The 12,995-nt window shown below is 66.8% G+C and carries 9 protein-coding genes; 7 read left to right on the forward strand and 2 right to left on the reverse strand.

Going from position 1 to position 12,995, the window contains the following annotated elements:
* Nucleotides 1-874 precede the first annotated feature (874 nt).
* Together ABGB08_RS53360 and ABGB08_RS53365 are read left to right on the forward strand one after the other, a co-directional pair.
* A complete protein-coding gene (locus ABGB08_RS53360; protein ID WP_347607858.1) occupies nucleotides 875-1,162 on the forward strand; it encodes a hypothetical protein in 288 nt (95 codons plus the stop codon).
* A gap of 6 nt (nucleotides 1,163-1,168) precedes the next feature.
* Complete coding sequence (locus tag ABGB08_RS53365; RefSeq protein WP_347607861.1) at nucleotides 1,169-1,576, forward strand: DUF4279 domain-containing protein; 408 nt, start codon at nucleotides 1,169-1,171, stop codon at nucleotides 1,574-1,576.
* Nucleotides 1,577-1,778: 202 nt separating this feature from the next.
* Here the strand turns inward: ABGB08_RS53365 and ABGB08_RS53370 are convergent, their stop codons facing one another.
* Both ABGB08_RS53370 and ABGB08_RS53375 read right to left on the reverse strand, forming a co-directional pair.
* Nucleotides 1,779-2,762 carry an integrase core domain-containing protein gene (locus ABGB08_RS53370; RefSeq protein WP_347607864.1) on the reverse strand — a complete coding sequence of 328 codons (984 nt, stop codon included), beginning with the start codon at nucleotides 2,760-2,762 and terminating at the stop codon, nucleotides 1,779-1,781.
* 294 nt (nucleotides 2,763-3,056) lie between these two features.
* A complete protein-coding gene (locus ABGB08_RS53375; RefSeq protein ID WP_347607867.1) occupies nucleotides 3,057-6,797 on the reverse strand; it encodes a CHAT domain-containing protein in 3,741 nt (1,246 codons plus the stop codon).
* Between the two features lie 370 nt (nucleotides 6,798-7,167).
* Here ABGB08_RS53375 and fxsT point away from each other — a divergent pair, with 370 nt between their 5' ends.
* The 5 genes from fxsT to ABGB08_RS53400 all read left to right on the forward strand — a co-directional run bounded on the left by fxsT (nucleotide 7,168) and on the right by ABGB08_RS53400 (nucleotide 12,705).
* A complete protein-coding gene (gene fxsT / locus ABGB08_RS53380) occupies nucleotides 7,168-9,552 on the forward strand; it encodes an FxSxx-COOH system tetratricopeptide repeat protein (RefSeq protein ID WP_347607870.1) in 2,385 nt (794 codons plus the stop codon).
* Nucleotides 9,553-9,802: 250 nt separating this feature from the next.
* On the forward strand, nucleotides 9,803-10,879 hold the full coding sequence (locus tag ABGB08_RS53385; protein WP_347607873.1) for a site-specific integrase: 1,077 nt from the start codon (nucleotides 9,803-9,805) through the stop codon (nucleotides 10,877-10,879).
* Entirely contained in the window at nucleotides 10,876-11,562 is a 687-nt protein-coding gene (locus tag ABGB08_RS53390) for a helix-turn-helix transcriptional regulator (RefSeq protein WP_347607876.1), read from the forward strand. The genes ABGB08_RS53385 and ABGB08_RS53390 overlap by 4 nt, the downstream gene beginning before the upstream one ends.
* A gap of 197 nt (nucleotides 11,563-11,759) precedes the next feature.
* Nucleotides 11,760-12,032 carry a hypothetical protein gene (locus ABGB08_RS53395; RefSeq protein ID WP_347607879.1) on the forward strand — a complete coding sequence of 91 codons (273 nt, stop codon included), beginning with the start codon at nucleotides 11,760-11,762 and terminating at the stop codon, nucleotides 12,030-12,032.
* Nucleotides 12,033-12,231: 199 nt separating this feature from the next.
* Nucleotides 12,232-12,705, forward strand: coding sequence for a hypothetical protein (locus ABGB08_RS53400; protein WP_347607882.1), 474 nt, complete (start codon nucleotides 12,232-12,234; stop codon nucleotides 12,703-12,705).
* The last annotated feature ends 290 nt before the right edge of the window (nucleotides 12,706-12,995 follow it).

A 12,995-nucleotide genomic window follows, 5' to 3' on the forward strand; every position in this document is an offset into this window, starting at 1 on the left:
GCGCGAACTCCTCCATCGAGGGCGCGCTCGAAGACGCGGATTCCTCGATCACGAACAGCGATCATGCCGGACTCCGGCGAGACGATCAAACCGGCGACACCAAGATCAGGAGGTGTGAATGGTTACCGGCACGTGGCTACGGACGGTTATCTGTCAGTGGCCTGGTCACAGCCTCGGCTACTGACATAAAGCCTGGCGCCAGACAGTGTTGTCTGGCGCGCCTCAAGTTGATAGTGCGCACCCGTAGTTGATAGCGAAATGACAGTACGGGGGTTCTAGTTGATAGCGTAGCCCGCTCCTGCGGCGCTGGACAGTGACGTCCACGTGAGCCCAGCCTGTCCTGACCAGCGTTGGAGTGCGGGTCACGAAGGCATTCGCCGGCGGCCGCGGGCGGCCCACGGCAGCCGGACCTTGATGCCCGCCAAGACGGCGCGAAGGTGTGGGCTGTCGGCGGCCTGGCCGGGCTTCCTGGACGACATCGACATCCCGGATGACATCCGTCCCGAATGCACCTGGACAACCGACCCCGGCACCTTCATCTGCACCACCAACCCAGAACCCCTCGGCCGGACCGATGAGATCCTCCCCCCGGCCCCCCCCAGGACCAGGGCGAATGGTGCCTCGGCTGTCCCGGCACTCTCCCCGAAATCCCGGAAGACTTGCCGCCGTACGTCGTCGTCGGCGGAGGCTTCGGCGGATTCGGCCCCGGCATCCTGTTCCCCCCAGAAATCGGAGGCCCTGGGGGCTTTGCCGAAACGAGTGCCCCCTCGTCCTGCTCACTCCATGCGACGGCACCCGCACTCACTATGACACTGATGGAGACGGTGCCCCGAACTCGGTCGATGCCGACGATAATGGCGATGGCATATTGGATGTGGCGGAGGAGGCCGAAGAAAGCGAGACGAACGCTACCGAAGACCTCGACCAACGTCAGACCGACGAAGACGATGACGATAATGTATCCTTCAAGAAGGTCAAGGAAAGGCGCCTCGAAAAGGAGCTTGACGAAAAGTACGGAACCAATCCGCACGAACTGAAGGAAGACGAACTCGGACGAGGTGCCAAGATTGCGCGTTTCGATGTGTATCATGGATCGGACGGCTATTATTGGCTCAGTAAGGATGGCAAGGCGAGAATTCAGACCGATTACAGGTGGGACTGAACTACCGTGTTTCGAATATCTCTTCGTCTGGTCAGCGACTCCGGAGATCCGGACGAGGTGTCGCTTGCCACCGACGTCGTCCCGGAGAAAACGGAGAAAGCCGGGGAGATGTCGCCCAGAACCGGAAATCCTTATAAGTTCAGCCAGTGGACGGCAAGGATCGGGCCACAGAGAATCGCCGGAAGTCCGGATGACGCCTTCCACGAATTGGCCTCCTGGGGCCTGCCCACGGCCGAGGCCATCCGAAAACTGGTGGCCGAGGGATGCTGGGAGGCCACCTTGATGATCGTTCAAGAATTCCGCGATCCAGAGAACGTATTCGAAAAAGGCATCTCAATGGACCCGAAGATAATAGAATGGCTGGCCGCGTCCGGAGCTGGAGCGGACATCGATCAGTACATTCTCTATGAATAGATCTACACGGATCCAGATATTTCGCCATCTTCAGCAATTACCTGCCCGAGCGTATTGATCTTGTCTTCTGCCCGCTCGAAACGAGGCTCGCCCCTGTGGGGCTCGAATACTCGGATTTGGCTATGCGACCTGGGAGTATTCGTTGATCAGCCCGCCGAGGACCGTGCGTCGGGTGACGCGTCCCTGCTCGAAGCTGATCGCCTCAGGGCTCGGGGTCCGGCGGGCGTTGGTGCAGGGATCGGTGCGGCCGGTGCCAGTTGTAGTGCTGGATGTACTCGGCGAGGACTGTCCGCAGGTGTCGTTCGTTGAAGATGAGCATGCGGTCGGTGCACTCGCGGCGTACCGTGCCTACCCAGCGCTCGGCATAACAATTCGCGACCGGCGCCCGTGGAGAAGTCTGCAGGACTCTTATCCCGATCGAGGCGAACACCGTATCGAAGTCGGCGACGAATTTGCTGTCCCGGTCGCGGAGCAGGAACGTCATCTGGCCGATCCAGCCGTCGGCGTCCAGCAGCAGGTTGCGGACCCGCTGGACCATCCATGCCCCGGTCGGGTGCGCCGTTACCCCGACGAGGTGTACTCGCCGGGTGGCGACCTCGATCACGAACAGCACGTAGACGCGTTTCAGGAATATGGTGTCGACGGTGAAGAAGTCGCAGGCCAGCATGGTCTTGGCCTGCGCGGTGAGGAACTGCTTCCACGTCGGCCCGGATCGGCGCGGTGCCGGATCGACACCGGCCTTCTTCAAGATGAGCCATACGGTGCTGGGAGCCAGTTTGTAGCCCAGGCCGACCAACTCCCCATGAACACGCCGATGCCCCCACGTCGGATTCTCGGCCGCCAGACGCAGGATGAGCGCGCGAATCTCGTTGGAGATCGGTGGACGGCCCGGCCGGCGCTGCGGGTAGGTCCACTTTCGCCGGACCATGTCGCGGTGCCAGCGCAACAGCGTGGCCGGGGTGACCACGAACGCCGGCCACCGGATCCGGGGCAGCAGCCGCGACAGCACCGCCAGCAGCGCCCGGTCCGCAGGCGAGGGCCGCATCGGACCGGTCTGGCGGCGCAGGACGGCAAGCTGATGGCGAAGGACGAGTATCTCGACGTCCTTACTGGTGCCGGTACGTAGCCGCAGCAGCAAGAACTGGCCGAGCTGAACCAGCGAGAGGTAGAGCAGCGAGACGAACACGAGTCGCGATCCTGCTAGACGAGCCATCCTGATCGTGTGACAACATCGCAGGTCACAGCCCCGAATCGGATTTTCGGACCCGACAGGGCCATGTCGGTGTAGCGGAGTAGCGCGAAGCAGGCAAGTAAGCGAAGAGGTTGCGAGCTTCGCAGTCGTCCGTCCGCGTTGCGCATTTGATCATTCGCCAAAGTATGGAGTCGCTGCGACATCGCAGGCTCATCGCAACATGCAGCTTGACCTGCACGGATGAATTTTCGGCACGCGCACAGTTCGTCCTGTGGGCACCCGAGTCTGTCACCGGCCTGTGTGCAAGTGGGCGGCCCACATCGACGGATGGTCGGGCCACGCGCGCGACAGCCGTACCACGGCTTCGTGCAGGGCGGTGGCGCACATGTCGACGTCGTATGCGCTTCTTTCCAGGGATTCGTACAGGTAGCTGGCGACCCGGAGTGATATTCGGTCGGGGACCGGCCACAGGGTACCGATGACATGGTCGTAACCCGCCAGCTGGAAGCCCGACATGACGTGGATCGCCTCGTCTGCGAGCCCGGGTGCTCCTCGCGCGGTCCCGCACGCCGACAGGAACGCCAGCTCCGCCTCGTCCAGCCGCAGCCTGTACAGATCCGCCACGGTCAGTGGTGCGAGAAGATGGTCGTGGACGAGCAGTCGGCTCATCGAGGGATCGTCCAGATCGATGTGCGCATGGCAGGCGAAGTGCGCCCAGGGGTGTTTCGAAACGGCGGCCAGGACAGTCGCGCGGAGCGCGTCCTCGCCGGTCAGCGTCGTGACCCGGCCGCTCATGGCGCGATTGAAGACCGCCACCTCCTTGTGTGCTGCGGGAAGGTCCCGCTCCTGTGGCGTGCGGGGCATGGAGACCGCCAGTCCGTGAGGCGGGGAGTGCTCCCGGGTGCGTCGCCGCCTGTCTCGCGTGTGCAGTAGAGCTCTGACGGTCGCCGTATAGGACGAGACGGCCCTATTCAGCGCGGAGCGCCCACCCTCCACCCCGGTGTCGCCGTAATGTCCCGCGGCGTGCAGGGGCAGCAGGGACAGCAGGCCGGTCGGGCACCACCATATCCGGGTGGGGGCGGGCCCCCTTCCCGAGCCGAGGTGGTCGAAGACCGGCCCCGCGATGGCGTCCCACAGCCAGGCGAGGGTCGTGCTGAGGGCTGACTCGCACTCCGCCCTGGTCCGGGTGTGTTCGCGGTTTTGGATCTCCTCCAGCGCCTCGACGAAGCCGACTGCCTGTTCGTGCACGATATCGGGGGTGACGCCGGGAAGCGGCACCGACTCAACCCCCGAGGTGGTAAGAATCAGGGCGTCGCATCCGTATCGGCTGACGTTGACGAGGACGACCGGGCCGTCGCGGGCGGCCACGAGCAGCTCGCGGCCGCGCGGCGGCAGCAGGAAGCGTGTGAATCTCGGGTCCGCGCGAATCCGCTCGACCAGGTCTTCCAGTTCCATCGCGAGTGCCTGGCGCCCCGACGGGTGGATGCGGGCCTGATCCGGACCGATGGGGGGCCCGGCGTTTTCCGGTCTCGCATCCAGCATCACGCAAAGCCGTTCGAAGCGCTCGGCCATCTCGGGCGCGTGGGCGGCGAGGCTCGTAAGGTCCGTGCGGGTTTCCAGTGCCTGCTGGAGCAGCACGCCACGGCCTTGTTCGAGTACAGTGAGCGCCGCCTCCGGCCCGGCGGCACGCAGAGCGCACGCTGCGGCATCGGAGGCGAGGCCGGGGAGGTGGGAGAGCTCGAACTCCTGGTCGGAGCGGTTGAGCCGGCGCGGGGTGAGTCGGCCGAGCAGATTCACCGCCAGCGAGAGGGCCTCGTGTGCCGACTTCATGTTCTCGGCGGTGACAGCGGCATCGGCCCATTCGGCTGCGGCCCGGATTCGGATTCGGGGCGTCGCGGACCACGAATTGGCGGCCTCTCGCAGCGTGTTCTGCGCTTCGGCGAGGTGCTCTGCGGAGGTCGCGGCGCGGTGCAGGGCGATGCCTAGGTGGATGAGGCGCCGGGCCCGGTCCGGCAGAGCGTCCGAGGTGGCCGCGACCGAGCGGCGGGCGGCGTCGAGAGCCTCGTCGAGGTCCTGCCTGTCGGGTTTGGGACCGGCTGGCCGGTCCCAGCGGAGCAGCAGCAGTCCGGCATGGTTGGTCAAGTAGAGGGAATGGGCGGGGGACCCGTGCGGCTCGGCTGCCACCGCTTGGCGGAGACCGTCCACCGCGGCATCGAGGCTGTCCTGGTCTCCAGTGAAGGAATAGCGCATGACCAGGGCAGCACTGAGGTTGGCAAGGGCCACAGGGCCGGCCGATCCCCCGTGCCGGACGGCGGCCCGCGCGATGTCCACGACCTCGTCGATGTCGGTCCGCAGCCGTGTCCGCTCGGCCACCCCGCGCAGCGCGCCCGCCAGGTTGGCGAGGTAGCCTGCGCGCTCCGGATGGTCTTCGGAGATCTCGTTGACCGCCGATCTGATGGCCGTGGCCGCCGCTGTCAGGTCATCGCCGTGGCCTGTCTGGTCGTGGCGTTCGGTCAGGGCCAGACCGAGATTCGACAACCGGCCCGGCCGTTCGGGGTGACCTGCGGGGGTGGCGGCGATGGCGGTCTGGTCGAGTTCGATGGCCTCGTTGAGATCGCGCAGTTCGCCCGTCGCTTCGAAGCGGATGAGCAGCGCCGCGCCCAGGTTCGCCGTGCAGGTCGGCCGGTTCAGGTCGCTTTCTGCCATGCGGGTGAGCGCGTGGCGGAACAGGGAGATGGCATGGTCGATGTCTTGGAACCCACCGCGACGGCCGTAGCGTGCCTGTAGGGCGACGCCGAGGATGGCCTCGCGCGCGGCTTCTTCCGGGTGATCGATGGGCAGCACGTCGACGGCCTGCCGGGCGAGGTCTACGGACTCGTCGAGCAGGCTGTCGGACTCGACGAGGCCGGCAAACTGGCCGAAGGAGAGGCTGAGCTGGGACAGCCGGACGCTGAGGTCGGGATGGTGCGCCGGAGTGCCTGCCACGGCGGCCTGCCCCGCCTCCACCGCTTCGACGATGTCCTCCGGGCGATGGGTACGGGCGTAGCGGGTCCTGAGGATGCTGCCCAGATTGGCGAGCATGTCCGGACCTGCCGTGAGCTGGGCGGAGCGCCGTGCCAGCTCGACCGCCCGGTCCAGATCGTCTTGCTGGTCGGTGAGTTTGAAGCGGTGCCGCATCGCCAGGGCCAGGTTGGCGATCCGGCCGGGGTCCTCGCGGCCGGCTGCGGAATCCAGCTCCACGGCCTCCTCCGCGAGCGTCAGCGCATGCTCCAACTCGGCGCGCCGGCTGCCGGCCTCGTACGAGACCAGCAGCGCTGAGGTGAGATTCATCAGAACGCTCGCCCGCCGGGGATGAAAGCGCGCGAGTTCGGCCGCCGTGTGGCCGGCTTGGACCGCCTCTTCGAGAGCGGCGGCGTCCCCGGTCCGCTTGGCGCTCTCACACAGGGCCACGCCGAGAACGGACCATCTCAGCGGCAGATTCGGGGAATTCGGCGCAGTCAGCTCCAGGGCGGACCGAGCCGCCTCGACAGAGCGAGCCAGATCCTCCTCCCGGCCATCTTCGCCGTACCTGGTGTACAGCGCCATGCCGAGGTTGGATGTCATCTCCGGAAGGTCCGGTTCGTCGCGGGGAGCCCTGCCGACGGCGTCCTCCAGCATCGTCACGCACCTCGTCAGGAGCGCCCCGCTGCCGGTGCGGCGGGCGATCGGCAACAGTGCCATCGCGTGGTCATGAGCCTGGACGGGAGCGTCGTACGTGGCCTGGGTTGTCTGGGAGAAGAAGTCAGCGATGAATTGGGGGATTCGCTCCGGGCACATCTGGAACACCGGGGCCAGCACCGCAGCGGCGGCCTGCAGGTCTTCCTGCCTGCGGTCCTCAGGCAGCACCGCCAACCGGCACCAGTAGAACCAGCCCGCCTTCAACCGATCTTCGATCTCATCGGCGGGGAGGGCGGCGAGCAGGTCGGCCATTTCCAGATCGATCTTCGGATCGAGGATCTGCTGGGGCCGCTGCGCGGCAAAGCGCCTCACCCATGATTCAAGGGGTTGTGACCCTTCCATGCCAGCCAGAATTACACACCGGCGGACGATCGGCTGTCGTTGACCGACATCACCGGACATCCACCGGGGCGGGGGAAAGCGTACTGCGCGGCCGTGATGGACGCATCCCCGGCGACACTGTCGGTCCGCAGTCGCAACAGCAAGAACTGGCCGAGCCGAACCAGTGAGAGATAGAGCAGCCAGACAAACACGAGTCGCGATCCTGCCAGACAGACCATTCTGATGGTGCGACAACATCGCAGGTCACAACCCCGAATCTGGGTTTCGGACCCGACACGCCGCTGATAGATTTCGATGTTTGGGATTCTCCGACCCGATGAGGGTCCGTAATGTCGGCCGTGTGGAAATCGCGCTCTCTCTGGTGGGAACGATCGCGGGTGCCGCCGCGGTCATCGTCGCGATCATTCAGCTGCGCAGGACACCGAGGTTGCCCCGCGTATCGCCCGGAGACCAGGGGCCTGCCGCCCCGGGGACGGTGCGGCTGCCGGCCGTGCTGGCCGCGCCGATCGGCCGGCTTCCCGAGGTCAGGGGCAGGCAGGAGCTGATGCACGATTTCCGGCAGGTCCTGGCCCAGCGGGACGGCCGGTTCCTGGTGGTCACGGGAATGGGCGGGGTGGGTAAGACGACGGCCGCGCTGGCCTTCGCCGAGGAACTCCTCGATGCCGGCCGGAGCGTGTGGTGGCTTTCCGCGGTCGACGCGCTGACGCTCACCGACGGGTTTCTGGAACTCGCCGTGGCGCTGGGGATCACTCGTGGGGAGATAGAGGCGGCCAGGGCCGGCCGTACGAGTCCTGCCGATCTGGTTTGGTCGTGCCTGGAGTCCTGGTCGGACTGGGTGCTCTTCGTAGACAACGCCGACGACATCGACGCGCTGACCATCGGCGGTGCCGAAGCGCGTGACGGAACCGGGTGGCTGCGACCGTCCTCCTCGGGGCTGATCATCGTCACCAGCCGTATCTCGGATCAGGAAGCCTGGGGCAGATTCGGGCGGGTGGTGAAGCTCGGGTCGTTGAGCGCTGACGATGGTGCCCAAGTGCTTCTGGATCTCGCGCCGGACGCCGGAACCCGCGACGAAGCAGTCCTTCTCGCCGACACGCTGGGCGGTCTGCCGCTCGGGCTGCGCCAAGCCGGTGCCTTCCTGGCCTCGCCATTCGCGCAGCCGTCCTCGTTTGCGGAGTATAGGCAGGCCTTGCCCGTGCCCTTCCTCCAGTTGATGGGCACCCGTGTCGTGGCAACCTGGAAGGTTTCTCTGGACGCTTTGGCAGGCCGGGGGATTCCGCAGGCGCGGCCGCTGCTCCGGGTGCTGGCGTGCTTCGCGCCCTCGGTGGACGTACCGAGGGATCTGCTCAAGCTGGAGGTGCTTACGCGCCTGTGTGATCCCGGTGACCCGAACGCCGTCCGGGTCGGCCTCGACGCTCTGCTGGCAACCGGCCTCGTGGATAGCCACGGCCGAGGCTCGGTCGTGGTGCATCCGCTCGTCGCCTATGCCTGCCGTTTGGACCTCGCCCCGGAGATCACCCGGGCCGCGGCGGTGCTGTTGTGCGGGGCGGCGGACGGGCTCCGTACCGACGATCCCGGATCCTGGCCATCGTGGCTGGGTCTCCTCCCCCACCTGCGCGACTTGTTGGCTGCGCGTACCGTGCCTTTCGACGAGGAGGGTCTCGTCGCGCTCGCCAAGGCGGCTGACCTGGTCGGCGCGATGCTGACCCGGTCGGGCCAGAATCGGGAAAGCGAGGTTCTCGTCCGAGCGGCGTTCGAGCGGACGTCCCTTCTCAGCGACAACCACCCGCAGCGGCTGGCCCTGCGTTATCGCATCGCCGATGTGGAGCGAGTGCACGGCAGGCATCACGCCGTACAGCAGACGCTTGAGGAGTTGCTGGCGGACCAGGTCCGCCTTCTGGGTGCCGACGCGCCAGCCGTTCTCGCCACGCGCGGCAACATCGCATGGGCGCTGGCCGCGCACGGGCACCTGGTCGAGGCCGAGGCGCGCTACCGCGCACTGCTGGAAGATCACGTGCGGATCTTCGGCCCCGACCATCCCGAAACTCTCACCGTCCGCCACAACATCGCCTGGACCATCGCCATGCGGGGACGGTCGGTCGACGCGGAACGGCTACTTAACGACATCCTCGCTGAACAGGTACGGATTCTGGGCGCCGAGCATCCCGACACGATCAGCACTCGTCACGATGCGACGCGGGCGATCGCGTCGCAGGGACGGTTCGAGGAGGCCGAGTCCCGGTTTCGGAAGATCTACGAGGATCGTCTCCGGATTCTGGGTGCCGACCATCCCGACACGATCAGCACCCGTCATGAGCTCGCGCGAATGATGGTCGAGCGGGGTGATGCCGCTCAGGCCGAAGCCCTGTTCAAGGAGGTCCTCCGCGACCGGCGACGTATCCTCGGGCCCGACCACCCCGGCACCCTGGCCGCGCGGTACGCCATCGCGTGGAGCATGGCCCGCAGGCAGCTATACGGTGAGGCCGAGGCAGCCCTCCGGGACGTCTACGCCGATCAGGACCGGATTCTGGGGAAAGATCACCCACGTACCCTGGTGACCCGGTACGAGATAGCGTTCCTACTTCTCAAGCAAGGTCGATTCGCTGAGGCCGAGCCCCTGGCCGCCGTGACCTACGCCGACCGACTGCGCATCTTCGGACCCGAGCACCCCGACACACGGGCCAGTGAACGAGCCTTGCAGGCCATCGGTTCGGGCAGCCGATGAGCACTCGGGGATATCGGTGGGGTGAGCCTGTGCGGTCGGCTCGGAGCGCGGTATCGGTGTTGCCACCGGTCCGTTTCCTAATAAATAACCTCTGAGTTCCCTGGGGTTGCTCCAGCCTGTCGAGCTCCTGGAGCAGGGGGTTCTTGTCCGAGTCATGCTGGTTTTGTCCTCTGAAGAGATCTCGGGATTCCTGAGGTCCTATCGTCTGGGTTGCCGGTCTTGCTGGATCGGTGAAGACGAGGGGGCCCGGTTGAGCCTGGCGGTCGTGCGGGATCCGGGTGAGGTGCGTGCCCCGGCAGGGCCGCAGGTGCTGGCGGCGTTCGAGACCGATGTGCTGGCCGGGTTCGTGCTGGCCCGGGCGGCGGCGGGCATGGCGGATGCGACGATCCGCTCGGACGTGCTGCACCTGGAGCAGGTGAGGGCGTGGTTCGGTCGGCCGTTGTGGGAGATGGAGCCCGCTGACGCCGACCGATACTTCGCGAAGGTATTGCGGGCGGCGGCCAAGGGCACCCGGCTGGCCCGTTCGCAGGCACTCCGCACGTACTTTCTGTTCTTGGAGATCCGCCACAAGATCGAGATCCATCAACTGACCGGCCGAGTCGTGGAATGCCCGATCGATGAAATGAACCGGCCTCGGGGTGCTGGCCGGGCGGCGTTACGGATCCCGCCCTCGGCGGCGCAGGTGGAGTTGCTGTTCGCCGGATGGCGCCAAGAGCTGGCGACCTGCCGGAAGTACGGGCCGGCGGCCCGTAATTACGCGGCGCCCCGGCTGATGGCCGAGGTCGGACTGCGGGTCAACGAGGCCAGCCATCTCGACCTGAACGACGTGAAGTGGGAGCTGGGCCGGTTCGGGAAACTGCATGTCCGCAAGGGCAAAGGAGCCCGCGGGTCCGGGCCCCGTGAACGCATGGTGCCGTTGATCAACAATGCGGGGGCGACGTTGCGCTGGTTCGTCCAGGACGTGTGGTCCTGCTTCGATGACGATCACGCCCGGCATGGGGCCCCGCTGTTTTGTTCCGAGCGTCGCGATGCCGACGGGAGTGCGGCCCGGGTCGGCAATGAGACATTGCGGGCCGCGCTGGCCGCGGCGGCGGTGACGCATCTGCCGGACTGGCCGGACCGGGTGACGCCGCACGTCTTGCGGCATTTCTGCGCCTCGCAGCTCTATCTGGGCGGGATGGATCTGGTCGCGATCCAAGAGACCCTCGGCCATGCCTGGGTCGCCACGACCATGAATTACATCCACGTCCATGCCACGCATGTCGAGGACGCCTGGATCGCGGGGCAGCAGCGGGCGGCCGATCGTTTGAAAGGGCTCAGCCCGTGAAGTGGAACCTGCGGCTGGCCGCCGCTCAACGCGGTATCTGGAAGGCCAGCGAGTTGCAGCGAATGCTCGCCGAGGCGGGCCTGGTGATCAGTGCCGGGAAGATGTCCGGCCTGTGGTCGGGTAGCCCGGCCAGCATCAAACTCCAGGACCTGGACGTCATCTGCGCCGTGGTGGGCTGCGGGGTGGAGGAGCTACTGATCGCCGAACCGGTCCAGATCGCCCAGGCCGAAGACCGGCCCGGCCTGGGCGACGTCGGAGAACAGACGGGCTCCTCCCCATCTGCCGGGAGGCCGGGCCACCGGTTACGCCGCAACGCCGTGACCGACGCTCCCTTCCGCCCGCCTGATGGCTGGACGGATCCGCGCCGACACTCCGATCGGCAGCTGCCCGGGCTGCTTTCCTGGGGATTCTCCTACGGATCGCAGTCCTACTGCCGGGCCTGCTACGACTTCGTCCGCCGTTACCGCTCCCGCGAATGCGAAGGCTGCGAGCGGATCATCGCGGTCAAGAAGGGGTACTGCCGGCTGTGCTGGCTGCAGGCCAGCCTCACCGCGACCGGCGGACGCAGACTCGCCCTGGAGGACTTCAAGCCTGCCGGCTGCTGGCAGCTGTCCTTGGCCGGAATGAACCGCCTCGGCAACACCGGCCCGGCCCTCAGACTTCGGCGGCCGAATCCGCTCTGATCCTCGACCCGGCTATCGGGACGCAGCTGGAGCTGCGTGCTCCCGGTGAGTCCCGGCATTTCGACGCACGGCATTGGGTCGCCGCCACCATCGTCAACGACGCCCTGTCGCAGACCAGGCGCATCGCAGCCGAACTCGCCGAGACCCGCGGCTGGACCAGCCGGATCGTCATCGAGACCGGCCGGGCGCTGGCCGTCGTGCTCGCCGACCACCAGGCCGGAGACCTGATCGCCTGGAGCGGGTTGTCGGCGACCTCGCACTCCCGGGACCTGAGCGTCACCCGTACCGCCCAGATCCTCGACCTTGCCGGGCTCCTCAACGACGACCGGATCTCTTCCTTCGCCGCCCTGAGGCGGGCACGGCTGCAACTCCTGCCCTCGCCGATGGCGCCGATGTCGAGCACTGGCTGCTCACCCGCAGCAAGGGCGGACCTCGCAGCCGGCCCCGCAACGAACACACCGTCCGCATGAACCTCAACCGGGTCCACCCGCTGCTGCTGGACTGGGCCGGACAGGACTACCTGCACTTGCGTGAGGTCACCGCCGCGATCCGACCCGAGGCGTCCACGACGGCCAGCGCCCCCTGATTCTCATCCAGCCGCTGCGACCCGAGGAGATCGACCAAGCCACGGCCGCCGCCCTCACCCCTGCGGCCCGTCTCGCTCTGGCCTTGGCCGCCGTCCACGCAGCCCGGCCCAAGACCATCCGGGAACTGCATCTTGATGACGTCGACCTCGGCAACCGGCGGCTGACCCTCACCGGTCGAGCCCGTCCGCTCGACGACCTGACCCGCACCCTGCTCCTGGCCTGGCTGCAGCACCGCGGCCGCCGCTGGCCCGGCACCGCCAACCCGCACCTGATCATCAACCAGCAGACCGCCATGACCACCCGGGCCGTCAGCGAGAACTGGCTGACCGAGAGCTGCCGCGGTCTCACCGCCACCCTGGAAGCGCTCCGGGTCGACCGGCAACTCGAGGAAGCCCTCACCCACAACGGCGACCCCCTCCACCTGGCCGCCGTGTTCGGGATCGACGACACCACCGCCATCCGATACGCAACCATCGCCCGACAGCTCCTGGAAACCACCGCCGAACAGCACGATCCCGCCGGTTCCCGCGAACCCAAGGGTCCGAACCACCCATAGAGCCCGACGAGCCTGGAGTTCATCCTGAAGACCCTTCAGTTCGCCCGAACTCTGGGGAACCCGAGCCGCCGTCCCGAACCGGACGTGCGGTAGGGTAGGCCGCCGACGAGGTGCCAGTTGACCTGGTCCTTTTCCGACGGCCCCCCTCCGAACCAGCCGTGCCCGCTTTCCGTAGCAGCTGGCTCTCCAGTGCTCATCGTGATCTGCGTGTGGGACGTCCGGCATGGATGTCCTCATGGCATACGCGACAGACGACAAGGGTCTTGCGGCGGCGTGAGGCCATGCGCGTG

The organism is Acrocarpospora sp. B8E8 (assembly GCF_039871605.1).
Classification (GTDB): domain Bacteria; phylum Actinomycetota; class Actinomycetes; order Streptosporangiales; family Streptosporangiaceae; genus Acrocarpospora; species Acrocarpospora macrocephala.